Source organism: Rossellomorea vietnamensis (genome assembly GCF_001305855.1).
Taxonomy (GTDB): Bacteria; Bacillota; Bacilli; order Bacillales; family Bacillaceae_B; genus Rossellomorea; species Rossellomorea vietnamensis_A.
The window spans coordinates 1-21,674 of record NZ_LIXZ01000034.1 but is presented as its reverse complement, the minus strand read 5'-3'; the positions used below and the strand labels follow the sequence as shown (position 1 = coordinate 21,674).

The 21,674-nt window shown below is 33.0% G+C and carries 16 protein-coding genes and 1 pseudogene; 2 read left to right on the top strand and 15 right to left on the bottom strand.

Translation table 11 applies throughout. From position 1 onward, the window contains the following. A partial coding sequence (locus tag AM506_RS21095) for an NIPSNAP family protein (RefSeq protein WP_200908475.1) occupies nucleotides 1-304 on the top strand: 304 nt, incomplete at its 5' end. A gap of 839 nt (nucleotides 305-1,143) precedes the next feature. Here AM506_RS21095 and AM506_RS21090 read toward each other — a convergent pair. The 11 genes from AM506_RS21090 to AM506_RS21040 form a co-directional block, all read right to left on the bottom strand. Beyond that, nucleotides 1,144-2,118, bottom strand: coding sequence for a quinone oxidoreductase family protein (locus AM506_RS21090; RefSeq protein WP_060675031.1), 975 nt, complete (start codon nucleotides 2,116-2,118; stop codon nucleotides 1,144-1,146). Between the two features lie 30 nt (nucleotides 2,119-2,148). Next, entirely contained in the window at nucleotides 2,149-3,432 is a 1,284-nt protein-coding gene (locus AM506_RS21085) for an MFS transporter (RefSeq protein ID WP_060675030.1), read from the bottom strand. An 18-nt stretch (nucleotides 3,433-3,450) separates the two neighbouring features. Then, nucleotides 3,451-4,671 (bottom strand): ATP-grasp domain-containing protein, encoded by a 1,221-nt coding sequence (locus AM506_RS21080; protein ID WP_060675028.1) that lies wholly within the window; start codon nucleotides 4,669-4,671, stop codon nucleotides 3,451-3,453. Nucleotides 4,672-4,684: 13 nt separating this feature from the next. Further along, on the bottom strand, nucleotides 4,685-5,878 hold the full coding sequence (locus AM506_RS21075) for an ATP-grasp domain-containing protein (protein WP_060675026.1): 1,194 nt from the start codon (nucleotides 5,876-5,878) through the stop codon (nucleotides 4,685-4,687). 39 nt (nucleotides 5,879-5,917) lie between these two features. Then, nucleotides 5,918-7,249, bottom strand: coding sequence for an LLM class flavin-dependent oxidoreductase (locus AM506_RS21070; RefSeq protein ID WP_235576171.1), 1,332 nt, complete (start codon nucleotides 7,247-7,249; stop codon nucleotides 5,918-5,920). 143 nt (nucleotides 7,250-7,392) lie between these two features. Further along, nucleotides 7,393-8,283 (bottom strand): enolase C-terminal domain-like protein, encoded by an 891-nt coding sequence (locus AM506_RS21065; RefSeq protein WP_060675024.1) that lies wholly within the window; start codon nucleotides 8,281-8,283, stop codon nucleotides 7,393-7,395. Nucleotides 8,284-8,299: 16 nt separating this feature from the next. Continuing rightward, nucleotides 8,300-9,772 carry a DUF6025 family protein gene (locus AM506_RS21060; RefSeq protein ID WP_060675022.1) on the bottom strand — a complete coding sequence of 491 codons (1,473 nt, stop codon included), beginning with the start codon at nucleotides 9,770-9,772 and terminating at the stop codon, nucleotides 8,300-8,302. Between the two features lie 16 nt (nucleotides 9,773-9,788). Further along, nucleotides 9,789-12,467: an aconitate hydratase AcnA gene (gene acnA / locus AM506_RS21055; protein WP_060675020.1), complete on the bottom strand. Its 2,679-nt coding sequence runs from the start codon at nucleotides 12,465-12,467 to the stop codon at nucleotides 9,789-9,791. Further along, a complete protein-coding gene (locus tag AM506_RS21050; RefSeq protein WP_060675018.1) occupies nucleotides 12,467-14,107 on the bottom strand; it encodes an AMP-binding protein in 1,641 nt (546 codons plus the stop codon). Before AM506_RS21050 ends, acnA begins: the two co-directional genes overlap by 1 nt. Continuing rightward, on the bottom strand, nucleotides 14,104-15,585 hold the full coding sequence (locus tag AM506_RS21045; protein WP_060675016.1) for a citrate/2-methylcitrate synthase: 1,482 nt from the start codon (nucleotides 15,583-15,585) through the stop codon (nucleotides 14,104-14,106). Before AM506_RS21045 ends, AM506_RS21050 begins: the two co-directional genes overlap by 4 nt. A 223-nt stretch (nucleotides 15,586-15,808) precedes the next feature. Then, nucleotides 15,809-16,339, bottom strand: a complete 531-nt coding sequence (locus AM506_RS21040; protein WP_060675014.1) for an NADPH-dependent FMN reductase — start codon at nucleotides 16,337-16,339, stop codon at nucleotides 15,809-15,811. Nucleotides 16,340-17,439: 1,100 nt separating this feature from the next. On the opposite strand from AM506_RS21040, the pseudogene AM506_RS22345 reads away from it, so the two are divergent. Next, nucleotides 17,440-17,613 (top strand): annotated as a pseudogene (locus tag AM506_RS22345) (site-specific integrase); the annotation flags it as partial. 376 nt (nucleotides 17,614-17,989) lie between these two features. Here AM506_RS22345 and AM506_RS22885 read toward each other — a convergent pair. The 4 genes from AM506_RS22885 to AM506_RS22880 form a co-directional block, all read right to left on the bottom strand. Then, a complete protein-coding gene (locus AM506_RS22885) occupies nucleotides 17,990-18,148 on the bottom strand; it encodes a hypothetical protein (protein WP_160316908.1) in 159 nt (52 codons plus the stop codon). A 384-nt stretch (nucleotides 18,149-18,532) separates the two neighbouring features. After that, nucleotides 18,533-19,138 (bottom strand): hypothetical protein, encoded by a 606-nt coding sequence (locus AM506_RS21035; RefSeq protein ID WP_060675012.1) that lies wholly within the window; start codon nucleotides 19,136-19,138, stop codon nucleotides 18,533-18,535. After that, nucleotides 19,128-19,865, bottom strand: a complete 738-nt coding sequence (locus AM506_RS21030) for a hypothetical protein (protein WP_060675010.1) — start codon at nucleotides 19,863-19,865, stop codon at nucleotides 19,128-19,130. The genes AM506_RS21035 and AM506_RS21030 overlap by 11 nt, the downstream gene beginning before the upstream one ends. Nucleotides 19,866-19,961: 96 nt before the next feature. After that, nucleotides 19,962-21,674 (bottom strand): hypothetical protein (locus AM506_RS22880; protein ID WP_160316907.1); only part of this gene is annotated, 1,713 nt, incomplete at its 5' end.

The window sequence follows — 21,674 nt, the reverse complement described above, 5'->3', positions numbered from 1 at the left end:
GAATACTTATAATATTAATCCCGAAAAGTTAGAAGATTTTAATGAATTTTTTCATAAATTTATTTACCCTTATTATCTTTCATGTGGAGCACGATTATTAGGAAGATGGGTTAATGCTAGTAAAACTGAAATTTTAGCCATATGGGAATATAATAGTATGGAGGAGTACAGAGAAATTGAAAGGGAAATAATGAGTTCAAATTTTCAAAAGGTAGCTAACATTAGAAGAAAAGAATTAGGCGCACTGTATATTAAAAGCCATCAAGAGCTTTTAACATCAACCGGTCACTATAAAAACAATTAAGTAGATCTTCAAATATTTATTAGAGGGCAATATCATTAAAGGAATTCTGGATACTTAAGAACCTCTTAAAGGAGTGATTATTTTAACTGGGAGAGTAAAGCAGTGAGATTAATATAGAGGATTTTTAACTAAAAGATAAAAGACTTAAAAAAATCAAAAAATATTCAGCTATTCACAAAAATTATTACTATCTATTCTAAACGTGTAAAGTGACCGTGTTACTTATTCTTACTCTTTGATCTCCTACTGCTCTTTCTTATTTTTTGTTTATGTATTTCTTACTAGTTTTCCAATCTTTTTTTCAACCATATTATTATTGATCCCGGCGAACGATTTTATAAAAGAACTAGAATAACTCCATCAGATTAGACCTAAAGTAATTACTCGAGAAGTGCGATTAGAGAGGGAGAGGGTTTACCGAATCGAAGTTTAAAGCCAAAAATAACCTATATTCATTTAAAATTACTCTTTCAAAAGACATTCAGAGTGATTTCCATTTAATTTACTTTTAAGCTGTCACTTATTAAGATAATTAAATTTATTTTCCTTTTTAAAATTAGAATAATTTTTTTTGGAGTAAAGGTGAAATCTAGGATTCAAGAGTAATAATTTTTACCCAATATTAGTTACCTAAATTCAACTTTATTGCATGCCTTTTTCTTAAACACTAACACTCACCTTTGTTCTATCAGTGAATTTTAGCAAATTAACACAATTATCATTTTAAGTATAAAAAAAAGCTGTCCAGATTTTCTCGACAGCTTGATTCATATTCCCACCTCTTCTGAGGTATCTCCATTAGCAGATTTATTAAAAGCTATAGCGAATTCAATTATAAGTTATTGTTCTACATTCAATAATATTTTTCCTAAGTGCTGCCGTGATTCCATTAAAGTGTGGGCATTTGCACTATCTTTCAAATCGAATTCATGACCTATTTTAATTTTAAGTTTTCCACTAGTTAAACAATCAAAAACTTCTTCAGCAACTTCTTTAAGTAAGTAAGGTCTTTTCTTCCTAGTACTGCCCAAACTAAACCCCAACACAGATCGACAACTAGAATGAAGATCCTTCGTTTTAAATGTCCCTACTTGACCACTTGAATTACCAAAGTGAACTAATCTTCCATACGGTGCTAAACATTCTAAACTTTCTTCGGAAACTTTCCCTGCCATTGAATCCAAAATAATATTTACTCCCTTATTCCCTGTAACTGCATTCACTTTTTCAGAAAAACTTTCATAGGTAAATACATAGTCTGCTCCAGCTTCTTTAGCAATAGTTGATTTATTTTCATTACCTACAGTTCCAATGACTGTGCTTGCGCCTAACATTTTTGCAAGTTGAATTGCGGTTGTTCCTACACCGCCAGAAGCTGAATGGACAAGAACCGTTTCCCCCTTTTCAATTCTGCTGATTTTTTTCAGTAAAATAAAGGATAAAAATGTTACAATGGGACTCGCAGCGGCTTCTCTAAAATCAATCTCTTCAGGAATAGGAAATGTAAGAATATCATCGGCGACAACATATTCAGCGTATGAACCATTTTTCGGAAATGCAATTACTCTTTGCCCAACTTTTAGGTCCCTTACGTTTGAACCTACTTGCTCAATAATTCCTGCCGCGTCTAAACCCAACATTAATGGAAAGTTTCCCTTTGCCTTTTTTCCTTTTCGATTTTTTATGTCCGCAAAATTAACGCTTGTATTCTTTACCTTGATTAGTACTTCGTTAGAATTGATACTAGGAATATCAATTTCTTTAAACCTTAAGACCTCGGGTCCACCAAATTCTTCCAATAATACAGCTTTCATTCATATCCCTCCAGTAAAGAATATATTTTTTTAATTTGCTTTCAAACTTACATTGGTTTCTTTTTCGAATCGACGTTCATAGATAGCCGGTAAGATAAGTTTGAAAATTATTAAGCCAATTAAGCCCGATAACCAAACAAATAAACTGAAATATGTCATGGGTAATATGCTAGCAAAAGATATACTTAAAGTACCTATTAAAGCACTTCCTTTTATAGCGATTCTATTCAAAGCAAGGTAAGAACTTCTTAAATGATCTGGAATAATGTCCCCCATATATGATTGATGAATTGGAAATGCAATTACTTCACCGATAACAGCCACAACCATTATTCCTAACAATATCCATGGATTAATACTAAAGGAAAGGACTCCGTAACCTATTACATACATTAAAAACCCTAAAAAAATTAAGGTTTTTTCGTCTTGTTTTTTTATTAACCATGTTGCAAAAACAGAAAACACTACTACACATATAGTATTTTCAGATCTTAGTAGACCTATTAATTCTATCCCGCTAAATTCAAATTTAAATGGCACAAGGGTAGTCTTTTCAATCTCACCCTCTAAGCGAATTGAAATAAAATTAGCTAAATGACTTTCCAAAGAAAATAAAAGCATTGATGAGAACAAAAACAGTAAAAATAGTTTATCATTAATAATGATTTTATAACTTTGGAACATAGAAATAATTTCCTTTTCACTTCCAGTCTTTCTCTTCTTTTTATGATTTATATTTGGGAAGTGAGTTTCAGAAATTAAAAACATTGTTATCAATGTCGATAAAATTCCGGTAATACTAAGTGCAATAAATAAATAGAATAAATACTCATTAAAAAAGAATGCACCTACGGCTCCACCAATAGCTATAGATAAGTTAGATATCCAATAAAGGATACCATACATATATTTCCTGTTTTCTGGAGTTGAGACATCCAGCAGCATAGCTTCAGATGCAGGACTATATAATCCCGAGCAAATATTATTAATGAAAAAAAATATCAAGGTCAGATATGGCCAGTCATACCAAGGAGAATTAGACAGTGCAAACATTAAAAATGTAAATACTCTAATTATATCTGAAAATATCATTACTTTTTTTCTACCATAATTATCTGCGAAATTCCCTCCAAGAATACTAGAAATTAAATTTACTATTATTGAAAGAGAAAGGAAAATACTTGTTTGTATTGGACCAATTGTCTTAGCAAAATAAATAGCCATAAAAGGGAAAATCATATTAGTTGTTAAAGTAGTTAAAAAAATAGTGATAATTCTAAATCGAATATTAGGGTGTAAGTTAAAAAAGGACATTTTTCCCTCCAAGGACGACTAATTAGCGGTTGTTATCTTTTCTCTATCAATCTCCCAAATGCTATTTTCTTCCACCCATTTGAATAATGTGTCGATTCGTTTCAATATTTGAGTATGATTTTCACCTTCTATAACAAAGGATGCGATAGAGTCTACACTTGAATTAGATCCTTCAAATTCCTTACCTATATTATCTTCTTTTATATAACTATCTACTACCCAATTGAAGGGAATATTTCTATTAAAAGAAATAAGTCTTCCTCTTTTAGGTGGGATAATTACCCAACCACCAAGTTTTTCTTTACTAGGAATAGGGTTAATTTTTATGCCACATTGAGCTCGAATAGATTCAGAAAGAATGTCTATTCCTAAACATTTTTCAATACTTTCAGGAATCATACCTCCGCCTACTCTTGAAGCAATTTCACAAATAATAATTTCATTCTCTGGTGTATGAAAGAACTCAGCATGAAATGCAATTGCATGTTCGGGAGTTGGGAGGTTAGATAAAACCTTTAACACTGTATCATTTAGTCGTTCAAATAAAGAGTTTTCCTTCTCTAACATAATTGAAGCTACATATTTTTCTTCCTGGAAAGCAAGACAACCATTTATATATATTGAAGGACAAGATAATAGAAGTTTTCCATCTGTAAATAAGCCATCTACATGATACATTTCTCCTTCAATAAAGGATTCAGCCATTGAATTTTCCTTAATTCCTTTTTTCAATATTGTTTCAAAATCTAAATTATCTTTAATCACCTTAACACCAACTGATCCAGCACCATCAACAGGTTTTAAGACAAAAGGATAGCCATTTATTTGTTTAAAATTCAGCAGATCTACTACGTTATTAACTTTTTTAAATTTCGGGGTTTTTATAACGTTTTTTAATAATTCTTTCATTACATATTTATCTCGAAATGCAATAGCACTCTCGCTATTCTGTCCAGGTATACTCAGAAAATCTCTTATTTGTCCTGCCTTAACTAAATCGAATTCATGAGTAGCAACGATTCTATCTATAGGATTTTCAGTGTGTAAATCATTAATATATGAGTATACGTAATCATTGTCTTCAAAGTTTTCAAAACCTATGGTCTTCGGAAAAATTTTTTTAAACTTTTCTTCATGCTTATTTCTTGTAAGAAGAATTACTTCTGGATTTTGATCTTCCATAGCTTTTAAATAATCTACCCTTTGGGGCGAAAATTGGTTAATTACAACGACTCTCATTGCACTACCACTCCTAACTGTATTGAATCCATTCTGTATTTGAATTAAACCACTCTACGATAAATTTAATTCTTTCCTGAACTTCTTTTTCGCTTTTACCTTCTATTAAAAAAGATGCAATAGTATCCAAACTACTTTTAGAGCTGTTATATATATCACCTGGATTTGCTAGGATTTCCTGTTTGACCACCCAATTTTCTTCACTTGAATTTGGTATTTTTTTTAGTTTTCCACTCTTTGCGGGAATAAGTAAAAAACCGCACATTACTCCTGGTTTATTTATAGCTTCAGGTAAATTAACCTTAATTCCGCATTGGGATTGGACAGTTAATTTAGTCAACTCGATTCCAAAGGCGTGCTCAATAGTTTCAGCTATGTATCCTCCTCCTCTCCTAGAAGCAATTTCACAAAATACTAACCTATCGTCTAAAGTATGAAAAATCTCAGCATGAAACGCAGTATTGTCGGGAGTAGGTAAAACCATAAGAATATCCTTAGTCAATTGAATTAAACGATTGAAAATTGGGACATTTTCGGCCAATAGATAACTCGCATTATAATTCCCTTCTTGGTGAGACAAACATCCATTAATATATTTTGATGGCCATAAAAATTTTATTTCTCCGTTTATTACCAAACCGTCAATATGGTACATATCACCTTCTATGAATTTTTCGACTTCATAGTTTTTCGAGTTATTAAATTGGAGGTATTTCATTAGATCTTCATAGGTATTCAATACCTTTACTTCTTCTGAACCAGAACCGTCTCTGGGTTTGACAACAATAGGGAAATTGTGTTTTTTTACAAATTCATAAATATCAGTGGATGTGTCAATCTGTTTAAAAGGGGGCACCTCTATGCCTTTTTCATGAAGAATATTTTTCATTACTACTTTGTCTCTAAATGCTAAAGCACTCTCTATGCCTTGCCCATTAATACCTAGATATTCTCTAATCTTTGCAGCCCGATAAATATCAAATTCGGAGGTAGCTATAAGAGTGTTGAAATTATACTTCTGATCTAGTTCAATAGCCCTTACCTCTATACATCCATTTTCTTCATAATTACTAAAACCTTCTACATAATTTGCATTTACATTCTTAGCTCTTTTTTTAGTAGTGAGTATTACTTGGTCCTCATCTAACTCTTCAAGCCAAGACTCAAAAGGATAGGGAGCGTTTCTATTTAAAATTAATATACTCAAGTTATTTCCCCCTTTCTATTATATTACTTACTTTTATAACTAAAGAGTAACCGGTTGAAGTAAACCTAAGTTTTCTCTTAGGGTCTTTCCTTCGTACTCTGTACGAAATAGGCCTCTTTTTTGTAGAATAGGGACAACTAATTCTACAAAGTCATCTAAACCGCCCGGAAGGAAAGGGGGCATTATATTAAAACCATCAGCCCCTTTATTAACAAACCATTCCTCTAACTCATCGGCGATATCTTCTGGGCATCCAATTATTGAACGATGTCCTCTTCCTCCAGCTACCGACAAATACAGTTCACGAATAGTCATACCTTTCTCTTTAGCTTCATTGTAAATTAACTGTTGTCTACTAGTACTGCCTTCTGTTTCAGGTAAATCAGGTAACGGTGCATCTACAGGATACGTTGATAAATCTACGTCACCTAGGAGTCCAGTTAATAAGCCTATTCCTACTACGGGATCTATCAAGTTTTGTAAAACTTCAAATTTTTCTTTAGCTTCTTCTCTCGTCCGACCAACAACAGGAAAAATTCCGGGCATCACAATAAGCTGATCGTCGTCTCTTCCATACTGTCTTGCTTTTGACTTTATCCCTCCGTAAAATGTTTGAGCTTGCACCAACGATTGGTGAGCAGTGAATACTACCTCAGCCCACTGAGCAGCGAAATCTTGTCCATCTGCAGAAGAACCTGCCTGAACGATTACTGGATGACCTTGAGGAGGTTTAGCAATATTTAAAGGTCCTTTTACGGAAAAGAATTCACCGTGATGATTTAATATATGAAGTTTATCAGGATTAAAATATCTACCGGATTCTTTATCATATAAGAATGCATCCTCTTCCCAACTTTCCCACAACCCTTTTGTAACCTTCATGAACTCACGAGCACGCTTATATCGAGTACGGTGATCTGGTTGCTTTGCAAGATTGAAATTCTGTGCTTCAGCATCAGTTACAGAGGTTACCACATTCCACCCTGACCTTCCTTTACTTAAATGATCTAAGGATGCAAACTTTCGAGCAATGTGAAATGGTTCATTATAAGTGGTACTTGCTGTTGCAGTAAGTCCAATATTTGTGGTATGTACAGCAAGAGCTGAAAGTAATGTAATTGGCTCAAAGTGCACCATTCTTCCTTGTCTGCTTAATTCATTTTTACTATTATAATGTGTTCGGACACCGTTTCCATCAGAAAGAAAAATCATGTCGAATAAACCTTTTTCCGCTTTTTTTGTTATTTCGAGGTAATACTCAAAATTATGACCTCCATTTGGAACTGCTTCTGGATGTCTCCAAGCAGCAACATGATGGCCTGGAGCAGGTAGAAATGCCCCTAATTTCATAAATTTTTTTGAATTAGCCACTAGAAAATCCTCCCTATTTTAATGTGTTTTTTCGGTTCCGAATCCTGGTTTATTTGATAAGGTGTAATTACCTTTTGTTAAAATGATACCTTTATAAGGATCATCTTCTAAGTCAACATGTCCATCAAAATCAACATAATCAGCTAAACCTGAATTGCTGTTACGCCTAACACACTTTCTGTTTTACAACCAAGCATCACTTCAAAACCAATTTTTTTTGCAAGTCTGGCCATTAAGAGTGATTCAGAAAACCCACTTGTTTTGTGAATTTTAATATTCACGACATCTACGCATTCCGTTAAAAGAAAAAGGTCTTGAGGTTTTGCACAATCCTCGTCTGCTACGACTTTAACCAAGGAACTTCCCTTGATTTTTTTGAGTTCTTTATAATTCCCAGGAGGAATAGGTTGTTCAATTAATTCAACCTTGTTTTCTTCTAAAATATGAATTGCACCTTCTAAATCTTCTGGCTGTAAGGAACAATTACCATCAACCCAAATTCTACCACTGTACTCAGTTCTGATTTTTTGTAAATAATTTAATTCATTAAAAGAAGCTATCTTCAGCTTGAGTATCGGGTATTCTTTCAAAAGCTTAATTTCCTTAATTAGCTCCTCTTCTCCTAAGGAACCAATTGACATAGAGGAAACAGGATTGCTATCTCCCTTAAGGCCTAATAGCTTGTATACAGGTAGATTCACTGATTTTCCTAATAAATCGAATAAGGCTATATCTAAGCTAGTAATTAAAAAAGGGAATGCAGTTCCACCTTCCTTTATTAATTCTCTTATAATGAATTCCCTCTCAAACGGCGAACGATTTCTTATTAAATTATTCCATTCAGTAATAATCGATAGGAGTTGATTCTTCATTGCTAATGAGAAAGGAGGAAGTAAACTAGATCCCACACCTACATAGCCTTTCCAGTTTACTGATAAGAAAACTTGATGAATACTTGTTTTAGCTCCCCTAGTTGTAACAAATGGCTTTTTTAATAATAGCTCTTTTAATTCAATTTCTACTTCAATAAACATTCCCTCCAAACATTATTCAAGTTGATTGATGTAGTTCGTGAAGTACTCCTACAATAATGCAAGCTTCTCTAAATGTTAGTTCTCTGAACATTTCGGGTTCTACTGGTATACTTGAAGATACATTTAGTTCCTCCTTCTGGAGAATACCAGATTTGCTTCTGAAGCGATTGTTAAAATAATCTGATAATATTCCTTTGTTTTTGTTAAACCACCTTTCAACCAATTTCCTTATATCTATATAATTATTTTCTAACTCTCTCTGATTAATAACTTCCTTGAAAAGTAAAGAAAGTAGTGCTTTATCCTTTTCGTGAATATTAGTAGGACACAGAGAGAAAATGACTGAAGGTATTAATAGAAAATAAATAGGCGATATTTCTTTGAATTCTTTAATTAAAACATTACAGATTTGTCTATAACTTTTTCTGGTTGATTTCTCTGCAAAATATCCCTTTTTGATGGGTGGAAAACCAGCCATATCTCTTGCACCCCAGTGAAAATGAAAATTAATTAATCTATCAGTTTTATTAGCCTTTGGTGATCCGAAAGGATAGTGAGACTCGAGTATCGCTGAAAGAACTCCAGATAATATATTAGAAAATAAAGGCATAGACTCTGGGAAGGATTGTATATTACCAAAAAATTCCTTTGGTTCCTCTACAGCATGATATGGAAGTAATGCAGCTTCTATCAATTTTGATGTACTCTCATAATGAGCACTTCCCATTTGATAACCATTATCATTGAATTCTATAATTGTACGTTCCATTTTTCCCTCTAAAGAAACAGCATGACTAAACAAATCTTGAAACGCTCTTCTTGAATTCTTTTGCTTTTTAGCGCTCTCGATTAACACTTTAAGAATTCTTTTTACAAATTCTTGATGTTCAATAATTAAAGATGTCTCAGTCTTAAAAAGAAAGTCTTTATAGCTCCTTAATTTCTCTTTGTGAACTTCTACCAAAGAGACTAATTCCCCATTTATTTTAGTTTGAACAAATGGAGTGAACATTGGTTTAGTTCGTGCTCTTTTAGCGAAGATACTACCATTCCAAGTATAAAGATCGAGTTCTTTTCTTTGTCCATTTTCTATTAATGAACCAGGTAAATATACCCAATCACCTTGAGTGAGGTTTTCATCTTCAGTTTGATTAAAACAATATAACAATGGATATCCATATTGGTTTGTACATATTGCCTTATTAAAATCCATCATTCCAGCACGACCACTAACAATTTCCTCCCAATTACCTAGATGGCCGGTTCGAGGGGGAAGTAACCCTTCTTCATTTCTAATAAAACTTAAGAACCTTCCAATCTTTAAATCGGTCTCCCCTAAATGAATCCAATCAAAAGATTTACTTTTTTTTACTAAGCTTTGTATCGTATGCTCTTTAATTTCTTTGATAGTAAGAATTTTGTTCATTATCCCTAATTGAAATAGACTGGTGTCTTCTTCATAGATTTTATCAACTCTTAATTCAACCATCTTAATCCTCCAAGGTTTATACACTAGCTTGATTGTTCAACAATTGTTTTACCATTTGGTTTAATATTCCACCATTTCTATAGCATTCCTGCTCTTCTGCAGTATCTATACTTGGTATCACCGAAAATTCTATTATATCTCCGTTTCCTTTATAAGCCTTAATATGAATTTCTTGATCAAGCAAGGAGTCATAAGAGAAATTTAACTGATACTTTTCTGTACCATCCAGGGACAAACTTCTCCAGCTTTCTCCATCTTTAAATTTCGCAGGTAAAACTCCCATATAAATTAAATTTGAACGGTGAATTCTTTCAAAACTTTCCGCTATAACCATCTTTACTCCTAGAAGAGATGTTCCCTTAGCTGCCCAGTCTCTAGAAGAACCAGAACCATATTCTTTACCTGCCATAATAATTAAAGGAACATTTTGATTAGAATATATATAAGAAGCATCAAATATACTCATTATTTCCCCAGATGGGATGTGTTTCGTTAATCCGCCTTCTTGATTGTCCAATAGTTTATTTCTTAAACGAACATTCCCAAATGTACCCCTTATCATTACTTCATGGTTACCTCTTCTTGAACCGTAGGTATTAAAGTTTTTTGGCTCTACCCCCTTTTCTAAAAGATACTTTGCTGCAGGTGACTCTATAGGAATTTCTCCACCTGGAGAGATATGATCTGTAGTTACACTGTCTCCTAATAAGGCGAGTACTCTCCCATCAACTAACTCAATTGAATGTGAATTATTTATATCTTTAAAGAAAGCTGTTGGTTTTCTTAAATAGGTAGAGTCCCTATTCCAAGCATATAGCTCTCCTTTTTCTTTAGGAATGTCTCTCCATCTTTGACTCTCATATGCCTTGTTCTCATATCTATATTTAAATAAGTCTGGACTGATTGATTCAGCTATTAATGTTTGTATTTCCTTATTTGATGGCCAAATTTCATGTAAGTAGACTGGTTTTCCATTATTGTCAAAACCTAAAGGTTCTGTCTCTAAATCAATATCAATTCTCCCACTTATTGCATAAGCAACAACTAGTGGAGGTGAAGCTAAGAAATTTGATTTAATACTTTTATGAATTCGGCCCTCAAAATTACGATTCCCACTTAAGATAGATGAAACAATAAGGTTGTTTTCAGCAATCTCTTTTTCTAATAATGGATCAAGAGGACCACTGCTTCCAGAGCAAGTCATACAACCATATCCGGTTATATTAAATCCAAGCTTATCCAAATATGGGGTTAGACTTGCAGTTTCTAAATAATCTGAAACCACTTTTGAACCTGGAGAAAAGCTAGTCTTCACATAATTGGGTATGGAAAGTCCACGTTTAACAGCATTTTTAGCAAGTAACCCTGCTGCAACCATCACTTTTGGGTTGGATGTATTGGTACAAGATGTAATAGCTGCAATTAAAATAGATCCATGTCTAAGAGTGGTTTCCTTACTTTTGGCTTTGTGAGTATCTATACTTCTAATGCCGTATTTATCTTTAAGTAGTTTAGAAAATTGTCTTTTTAAATTGTTAATCTCTATTCGGTCCTGAGGGCGATTTGGACCTGAGACACAGGTAGTCACATCGTTTAAACAAACTTCTATAGTTTTAGTGTATACAGGGGAAAAGTTTTCTGGCTTATAAAATAATCCTTGGTTTTTATAATATAGTTTGGCGAGCTCTATTAAGCTCTCCGACCTACCGGTTTTTTTCATATAATTAAAGCTTTCTTCATCGATAGGAAAATAGGCACAAGTTGCTCCAAATTCAGGTGCCATATTTGATATGGTTGCTCTTTCCTCTAAACTCAAGGAATTTAATCCTGGTCCGAAAAATTCCACAAAATGATTTACTACATTATTTTTTCTTAAACGTTCTGTTAGTGTTAAAACTAGATCGGTCGTATTAACTTCAAAACCTAATTCACCTGTTAGTTTTACTCCTACTACCTTAGGTAGAGGGAATTTCAAGGGGTATCCTAACATCACAGATTCAGCTTCTATCCCGCCAACTCCCCAGCCTAAAGTTCCCATAGCATTAATCATAGTTGTATGACTATCTGTTCCGATTACGCTATCTGGTATAAGTTTATTGTCATTAATTTTTATTAATGAGGACAAGTATTCTAAATTAATTTGATGAATTATACCACTTCCCGGAGGGAAAATCCTTATATTTTCAAGTGAAGTTTCTGCCCATTTAAGGATGTTATATCGTTCTTTATTTCTTTCATACTCTCGATCAGAATTAAGGGTCAAAGCATTCTGAGTGCCCGAGTAATCGACCTGTATAGAGTGGTCTACAACTATATCAGTTTGCACCACAGGGTTCACTCTAGTAGGATTTCCTCCATTTGATTTAACCTTTTCTCTTAATGTAGCCAAATCGACTAGTAAAGGAACACCTGTGTAATCTTGGACGACAACCCGGGAAGGGTAAAATATTACTGAGTCTTCACTTTGATCTCCTGAGTTGCTAATTATTTGGTAAAGGCTTTGAAATGAAATTTCTTCCTTTTCATATGCTCTAAGTTGCGACTCTATTAAAATTCTCAATGAATATGGAACTTTATTGAAATCAGCATTAAAATACTTTTCTGCCTTGTTTAAACTCCAATAAATATATTTTTGACCTTTATACTCTAATGAATCTGTAAAATCTATAACAGATGTGGGATGTTTTAGTTCCATTATATACTTCCTTTAGTAATTTTTTGTAATTTATTCCTGTCTATTTTCCCGTTTACATTTAAAGGCATTTTTTCAATTATACGTATACTCTCAGGAATCATATAACTAGGTAATTTTACTCTTAAAGATTGAAAAATAGACTCTGAATTAATATTCTCTCCCACTATGTAAGCTACTAATCCATTAACTTCTCCCTCTTTAACAAGACGAGGAACAACAGCAACAGATAATACTCCATTTTGCTCAGAAATTAGCCCTTCAATCTCTCCACAATCAACTCGATAACCCTTTATTTTTACTTGTTTATCCAATCTACCTATATAGGCAATGTTTCCTGTAGGTAGCATAACGACTTGATCTCCAGTACGATAGTAGGATACTTCTTCCCCTTTTGCGTTCGTATATTTAAAAGTATCAGACTCAACTAATTGGTAGTTACACCAGTATCCAGGGGAATTTTGAGGTCCTGAAACACATAGTTCCCCTATTTCTCCTTCTTTTACTGGTTGCTGTTTCTCATCTATAATCAAAAAATCCAGTCCAGAATTAATTTTGCCAATGGGGACAATTTGATTAAGACACTCATTCTCCGAAGTCCCTTTAGTCCATCTGTACGAGGAGCATGAAATGGTAAGTTCTGTCGGACCATATAAGTTTTCAATTACAGAATTGGGTGCAGCCACTTGCCATGCATCAACGGTACTCTTGTGAAGTGGCTCGCCACAAAAAAGACTAAGCCTTAAGGAAGCGAGAGCACCTTCTTTTAGTAGCTTTTGTTTACGTAGAAGGGTAACAAGAGAGGGAACAGAAAACCAAACAGTTACCTTTTTTTCTTCAATAAAACGAATTGGTGAAAGTAGCTCAATCGGTTGCATAGCACAGACAGTAGCCCCATTTGACCAAGCCATAAACATATCAAAAATTGCTAAATCAAAGGTTTGATCAAATGTTTGTGTAAGGCGATCTTGGGGTGTAATTTGATATTTTTGTTGGTTAATTTCTAAATAGTGAACCACATTGGTATGATTTATAGCTACTCCTTTTGGCTCACCGGTGGAACCAGATGTGAATAACAAATATGCTATTGATTTTTCAGAGCATTCCACTTCTTCTAGTTTATAATTAGAAAGGTGTACATCTTGTTGATCTAGAACATTCATCTTAAATTTCCCAGTGTCGATTGATGTGTTCGGGAATAGGACAAGAGGAGCGATTGTATCATTTAGTTTAGCTAGTTGGTGAAAATAATCCACGGATTCTTCCCCTACAATTATCGCATCTAATGAGGCTAGCTCTGCCATTTTTGAAGTTCTTTCCAAAGGAAAATTAGGGTTAAGGGGAACAAATGCGGCACCTGTGAATAAACTCGTTAAAATTCCTAAATATGATACTTCACTTCTATATCCAAGTATTCCTATTCTTTTCAATTGTCTTTCAGAGTTATTAATAACTACTGAAGCCCACTTAGATGAAATTCTTTTTACATCACTGTAAGTCCATTCCTGTATTCCAATCATAAGAGCAATAGCATTTGGGAACTTTTCTACCATCTTTAAAAAATTTGTATGTATTAGTTGATTGGGGCTGCTATATTTACTTTCATGGTCATTTTCTCGAAGAAGTAATACCTGACTATTCATATCTGTTCACCTACAATGGTGTTTCTATGTTCAATATTCAAATATTCTACATTATTTTCTCCAATATAATGAAGTAACGGTCGAATTAGGATGTTATTTTCAAACTGTTCTTGTGCTTGCGCTACCCATCCAGGCATTCGACCAGTAGCAAAAATGGATACATATAAATCTTTAGGTAAACCTAGAGAATGATAAATAATACTAGCATAGAAATCAACATTAATATTAACTCCCTTATTAATATATGGTTCCATTGCATCAACAAGTGCTTCAAGAATTTTATAGTTGTTATCTTCTTTATTTTTATAAGAAATTGATTGAGCAATCTTTCTTATATGAAAGGCGCGTGGATCTTCAGTTTTATAAACTCTATGACCAAATCCCATTACAGGTTGATTCATTTCTTGTTTCCTTTTCACATAACTAGATGCGTTTCCTGGTTCACTGATTTCATTAATCATAGTCATTACTCTTTCAATCGCTCCCCCGTGACGAGCTCCTGCAAAAGTAGAAATTGCAGAAGTTAGAGCTGCATATATGTCAGATTCAGTACTTATTGCTACTCTTGTTGCAAACGAAGATGCATTCGAACCGTGATCCGCATGAAGAATAAGGAGCTTATCTATAATTTTTTCTTCCTGTTTTGTAGGTATTTGACCAGTTAATAGATAGTAAAAGTTAGCTGCAAATGAAAGTTTCATGGGTGCAGGTGAATATTTTTTATTTTCACGAAAAGAAAGATGTGCAGAAATAATATTAGGTACTTTTGCCATAAGACTCATAGCATGTTTTCTAAAATCATTACTGTTAGAAATACTTTTTTCGCGATTCATCGCGCCAAGTGCTGATATCGCTGTTCTTAAAACCTCAGTAGGATGAGCTTCTTTTAAGGTGAAAATTATATCTAGAATTTGCCGGGGAAGGTCATTTTCCCTAGCTAAAAAACTTATAAAAGTGTCAAGCTGGCTTTGAGTAGGTAAAGTCCCATAGATAAGTAAATATGCTGTTTCTTCGAAACATGATTTCTCAACAAGTTCATTAATAGAAATTCCTCTGTAAAGCAGTTTTCCTTCTTCTCCATCAATTTTAGATATTTTTGTAGTATCGAACAATACTTCAGCGAGTCCACGACTTATATTTGGAAAACCATTATCATTTTGTTTTTTCTCGCTTATTATTTTCTCTGTCCTTGGAATATCTAAAAGGTCTAGTGGAATTGAGGAATATATATATTCTTTTATTGCAAAAACAGAATTTAGTTTATCTCTTACGGAAGAGTCAATTGTTATTTCAAACTCCTCCTCCAGAGCAAGTAATAAACCTACATGGCCTAAGGAATCCCATTGTGGTATGGAACGGTATGCCAATTCATTACTAACCAGATTAATATTAATATCCAAAGTATCTGCTAGTACCTTCTCAACACTTTTATATTTCTTAGCAACTAAGGAATTTTGCTCATAATTTTTTTCGCACATTTTTTAACCCCCTATATTAGATAATGTTGGATATAATAAATGTTTAACTAAGTCAATAGAAACTAAAGTTTTTCATAATTTATATTTTTTTATTACTATTAACCAATCAATTAAATTTGCTTGAACGACCTTACTCTCCTTAAGTCTTTGACCCTTTTATTTTTGTTCAGAAAAGTAAAAATCCAATAGATTTCGTTCATATATAAACGGCCTTTTTTCTTACCTACATATTTTTATGAAGCGCTATCATTTCCTCTATCATTGTTTCCATTCTTTTCCATACATCCTTATTAGTTATTATATTAGTTTCTTCATAACAGGAGTTATGGACGAATACGTTTCGTGTAGGAAGAGTTCCTTTCAAGAAACTGATGATTGGTTTTAGATGGTATTCAGGAACGAGGTAATGCTTTTCGGAACCTGCAGTAGTAACCATACCGACCGTTTTTCCTTCAAAGGCACCCTGAGGAATGTGGTCGAAAAGGTTTTTAAGCACACCAGAAATGGATGCTTGATAAACTGGGGTACCAAATACAAGCATATCTGCAGAAAGAATTGTTTTAATAACTTTTTGCGTATCTTCATTATATTTTTCTAAAGGATATCCTTTAACTAGCTCCACTTCGTAACTTCTAAGATCAATTAATTCCGTTTTCAAATTATCTTCCAGTTTCTCCGCAATATTCAATGTTTCTTGTACAGCGATTGCTGTTTTGGAACCTGCTAAAGATCCGGAAATTCCTATTAGTTTCATATCACTTACCTCCTTGTTATTACGAGAACGGGGATATGTTGGCTTGCCCATTCATTACCTTTTTCTCAAATTGATAATTGTAGATTATTCATCTCCTATGCCCATATTAAGTAAGGATCTCCAGTATAGTTTGGACAATTTCATCATAATAGATAGTTACGAAACTGACTTAAACTGCCCTATTATATCTGCACCTAGCGTAAATATATTAAATTATCAGAAAAATATTATTGGAGCTAATATACTATACTTTTTCCAAAAAATTCCCTTAAATCATAGTAACACAGCTTTTTTTTTCAATATTTCACCAATATATCTTATAATTGGTTAAAATAATCTATATTTCTACATAATTCTTCCATTAACAAATCAAATTATAACTCTAGGAATATCACATAAAATAATTAATCTGAATTCATTTTAGTCAACAGGAAAATATAACTAAAATAGATCCTGATGATTTAAAGATGCAAAATTCAGTAGTAACTCTTAATTTCCGTGCTAACTTTGTAGCGACTCCCACCTCAAATCTTCATATTGTGCTCTCGCCACAAGCTAACATCTAAGGACTCTTTGTTTAGGTCAATAGAACCAATAAAAAAACTAATAAACTTAAAAACTTTTCCATATACAACAATTTCCGGTATTGAGCCATTTTCAAATCGCTGACTAATTCACTTGTATTCCAGCAAAGATAAAGTCAATTGTCTTATCACGATAAGATAATTTTTCTTCTGTGAACCAAATTCGTTTATAATCTTCTTTACGGAGTGTATAACGGTTTGTGAGATGCAAGATATTCAACACTTACATTCTACCGAGATGTGCAGGAGTTAGAACACTTGGTAATACTCGAAATACTTCTTTAAATCCTATTCATTAATACCAGGTATTGATCTTACTAAAAACATAAACAATACCTCCACACCATACTTTATAGTTTTTATAAATGAATTTTTCAAATTAGCTTTGGCAATAATGAACATTTAGTAATAACAATATACTTATGAAAAGTGAGGATACTAAAGGAAAGACATTTCTATAGAAGAGGATGCAGTTGCAAGTGAAAAAAATGCACTTGTTGTGCAAAGTGGGCTTCCACAGTAGATAAAGGATTGAATCCAATGACCGGAAAAAGAATGCAGAAAGTGAGAAGTGGATTTATAACCAAACAAGAAGGTGAGGCAGCAGTTGCTGTCTCCATTTATGAGGTAGAAAAAGGATTATACGTGAAAGAGACAACTCAAATATTAAATTGGCAAATGAGTGGCTAAAAATTTACAGCAATTTAAAAGAAGTAAAACCAGGTACCTTTCATATCAGCCGTTACGAAATCGGAAAGCTAACCCCCTACTTTGCACAACTAAAATTAAAAAGATATTACAAGGATGTACCAGGGTGCTTTAAATAATCTGAAAGACCAAGGTTATTCAGATAACACAAGTGATGTAATCACGAACTAAGGTGAGAGTGTGGAATATCTTTAAACTGGTGTGCTTAGAGTGCGGTATATCAAATTTTTATTAAATCCCTACTGAAAATATTTAACAGAAATTTATCATTTTTAACTTGATTGCGTAAGTAAAAAGTTAGCAATTTAAAGCTCATATCTATTCGAATGTTCATACACACTCCACATATCTTGAGAAATTACTTCTCTTCGGGGTATCTTTCTTGTTGCAAGAGTTCCTTAGCCTCGCTGAGTCGTAGATCCCTATATTTTTGCAGAAGGTAAATAATTTTTTCATCTTCAACTGTAGCTCCACCAGAGCCGCAGATGCTTTTCAATGCCAATGACTCTTTCTTCAACGGCAGCCTCTTCTAGCCTTGCATTACTAGTTTTCTCTTATTCGTCCCAACAGTTCATTACCAAATCCCGACAGGGAATCTCCAATAGAGCGTGCACACCTATTCCTCCTCTAAATTCTAATTTATGCCGCCCCTAAGGTGAGGGTGTGTATTATCTTTAACCTGGTATGCTTAGAGTGTGGTATATCAAGGTTTTTCTAATTTTCGGCTGTAACATCTTTAACAGGAATTAAACGTATTTTTCTGGATTGCGTTAGCAAAATGTTAGCAAAAAAAATTTAAGGGTATTGTAAAAAAGGTTAGTTAAAGTTTTCTGACATTAATAAAAAAACAATTATAAATYCCACTAAGTCATTAAATTTGTCGATTATGTAAATCCAGGTTCTAGTCATTTATTTTTTGGTGTAGGGCTTCTAATATTTTTTCACCTAGATCCTTTACTTGGTCATGTTGAAGATAACTATGTGTAGTAATACTTGCAAATACAGTTCCATCTGAAAAGGTTAGCAAAAACGAGGCAGTATAACTCCATTCATTATTGACACTAATCCATGCCCAACTTCTGTCATTAACTGTTTCTTTTCGGTTAATTTCCCCCTTTTTTCTGGCTAAGACAACTAATTTACTCCAAGGAAGATAAATTCTAGCCCGAAGTTCCAATCTATTTTCTCCTATAACTGTAAGAGAATATGTTACCTTCACCTTTTTCTCAAAAGGTATGTTTTCTTTTTTTCTAATTAATTGCATTCTTTCTCTTTCAGCTTCGTTTGTCCTTGAATCTTTTTTCAAAGGAGTTATTGCCGCTAATTTCTTTAAAGAAACAAACATCATAGCATACTCAGGATTTATTTTTTCGAGATGATTTACAGCTCTTACTGATTTGTCAAATTCTTTTATTGCGGTTTCTTCATCTCCAATCCAAGATAAAATTTGCCCTTCTTTGTAATGTCTAATTACTTCGTTAGCAATGGAACTACTCTTAGAATCCATATAATATCCCCCTAAAATCCCTCTGCTTTAGTTCATCTACCGGTTTACTCCCTAACAGAGAAATTAAAGCTGGCTTATCCTCAGGTACTAGTAAATTAAATTTAATAACTTGATTTGTACGATAATTAATACTGGATATCAAACCAAATCCAAAAATTGGACTTGCACTCGATATTTCAATCCAATACTGAGCTAGTTGCCTTAATGCTTTTAAGTATGCATTGTTTTTACATTCACCAGGTATTATATCCGGTAAGAAAGTAGGTGCGGTAGGATTAGTTGTTCTAAATGCCAAATAATCGGAACTTAAGGGGGATGATTCTAAGATTAAATCTGGGCATTTTATGGCACCTGCTCCACTTAAAACAGAGGAAAGGTGGCATACTCTTAACGGACGAGGTGTTATTTTACTTTCCAATGCCAGAATTGTTAATACCTCCCCAAAATTACCAGACACTGATCCCCCCGGTGACTTAGCATTTGAGATGGTATAGCTTGTAGGTACAGAATGAGTTGTTGCTCCTATTCTATTACCGAGAGATGTGAAACTACTCGAACTATATATATCATAGTGAGCCCCTAAAAATAATACCTCATTTTCACCCCATAAAGATCCATACCGATCTAACTCAATATCGTTTGTATGTACTGGTGGGATCCAAGTATTAAAAACTGAAGCATTTTCTTTACCAATCCTTATTTCTACATCAATAGTAAAAGTAGTCATTAAAAACTCCTGAAATTTAGTTATTAAAGGGGAAATTGTTTTTCAAATTTCCCCTCAGATTCAATAATCTGCAAGATTTTCAAGTTAATATGTGGTCTAAAACTGAATTTGAGAGAGATTTCTTTCAAAAAACTCTTTTCTATCTAAACGTTGTGTATTAAATTCCTTTAAACTTTTATCATCATATAACTTTTTTAAAATATGAATAAATTCTTTTTCCAAGAAGGTATTCGGGTCTTTATAATCTTGTAAAGTATCGACTGTTAAGTGGTAGGCCAATTTTTTATTTAATATGTTTCCAGAATCAATAAGGTTTGAAATACTTTTAAGGTATTGTCTCTTGAAGGTTTCTTTTTCTTGAAATTTYATAGTTCTATAAATATATCCATAGGAGACTGTAACACTGCTTCTGAGAATATGAGATACTTTTATTTCATCCATAAAGTAGTCATCAGTCCTCCTTAAGACTTCATGTACCTCCAATTTATTAGCACTATTTTTAATCAAAAGGGTAAATAGATATCTTAGAAAATACTCAATAAAAGTAACACTTCTTACTTTATTCTTACTTTCTTCAATCTCACTTGACTTACTTCTCAGGTAAGTTATAATTTGCTTTATTATATCCTCAATATTTGTTTCTTTTTCACTTACAACTCGATAGAAATTAGAAGCTGCTATCTTACTTATACCTTTATTAATGCCATCGTCCTTTGAAAATATGAACTGAGATATACACTTCTTTAGACTACTGAGGTTATTCAATCTAGCAAGTTTTCTTTGGACAATACTTTTCAAATAAAGTGCTAAATCATTCTCTGAGATGTCATCTATATATTTATTTAGTACTACAAATATATCTGGAACCTTTATATTTTTTGCCATTGTATTTGATAGATAATATAGAAGCCCAAATACCTCTGATCGACTTAAATTGGTTTTATCCTCCAGTGTTAAGTGTTTAAATAAAATAGCTTGAGATGTAAAACTCATTTTTATAAAAACAAAGAATAGTACTTCTTTTCCGGTTTCACCTCTTAGTACATTCCTTACTATTCTTTCAATTTCCTCGTCTTTATCCTCAATAAAGTCCAAATAAAGCAATTCAAAAATAAGAAGCTCAGCTCTTAGCTCTTCAAATGAATCTCGTAAGTCAGAATAACTTTCCCAATCTTTATTTATCCTATACAGTGTTAATATTTTGAACCCCCAATATAACTTAAACATAAACGAAAGTTCAAGTACTGTCCTGGTCCCATCTTCACTGAAAAAATCGTTAATTTTAGTTCTATTCTGAATAACTAGTTGCGCATTTCGTAACTCATAATAGCTATCATTTAACTTATTAAATAAACTTTCATATTCACTAGGGCTGAACTTTAACTTTTTATTCGCCATTATGAATTCAGTGATAGTTGTAATGTCTTGCTCTATAACTTCTTTTAACTCAACATATGATAGGTTTCTTTTGGAGGCAGCTACCATACTTTTCTTCTTAATCTCTGCATACCTTTTAACAAAATCTAAATAACATATGTTCATGAATTCTATTTCAAAGTCTCCAGCAGTGTTTGCATAAACATGACACATAAGTGGGTTTTTTCTGAACATCTCAATATTGTTTAGATTTGTTGAAGCAGGTAGTTGAGGATGTAAATTAATTTCAATTTTATATTTTTTCATTATTTTTTCGAAGGTATTATGTTTAATATTCAAATCATGCATGTTTATAAAGAAATTGTATAAATCTGTTTCTTTTTCATGTATAGAGGGAACCCCATAATAGCAATATTCCTCTAAGAACTGGCT

Coding starts and splice junctions, on each gene's coding strand:
- AM506_RS21090 (WP_060675031.1), bottom strand. CDS start 2,118: ATGAAAGCTGTATTATTGGAAGAATTTGGTGGACCCGAGGTCTTAAGG.
- AM506_RS21085 (WP_060675030.1), bottom strand. CDS start 3,432: ATGTCCTTTTTTAACTTACACCCTAATATTCGATTTAGAATTATCACT.
- AM506_RS21080 (WP_060675028.1), bottom strand. CDS start 4,671: ATGAGAGTCGTTGTAATTAACCAATTTTCGCCCCAAAGGGTAGATTAT.
- AM506_RS21065 (WP_060675024.1), bottom strand. CDS start 8,283: ATGTTTATTGAAGTAGAAATTGAATTAAAAGAGCTATTATTAAAAAAG.
- AM506_RS21060 (WP_060675022.1), bottom strand. CDS start 9,772: ATGGTTGAATTAAGAGTTGATAAAATCTATGAAGAAGACACCAGTCTA.
- acnA (WP_060675020.1), bottom strand. CDS start 12,467: ATGGAACTAAAACATCCCACATCTGTTATAGATTTTACAGATTCATTA.
- AM506_RS21050 (WP_060675018.1), bottom strand. CDS start 14,107: ATGAATAGTCAGGTATTACTTCTTCGAGAAAATGACCATGAAAGTAAA.
- AM506_RS21045 (WP_060675016.1), bottom strand. CDS start 15,585: ATGTGCGAAAAAAATTATGAGCAAAATTCCTTAGTTGCTAAGAAATAT.
- AM506_RS21040 (WP_060675014.1), bottom strand. CDS start 16,339: ATGAAACTAATAGGAATTTCCGGATCTTTAGCAGGTTCCAAAACAGCA.
- AM506_RS21035 (WP_060675012.1), bottom strand. CDS start 19,138: ATGGATTCTAAGAGTAGTTCCATTGCTAACGAAGTAATTAGACATTAC.
- AM506_RS21030 (WP_060675010.1), bottom strand. CDS start 19,865: ATGACTACTTTTACTATTGATGTAGAAATAAGGATTGGTAAAGAAAAT.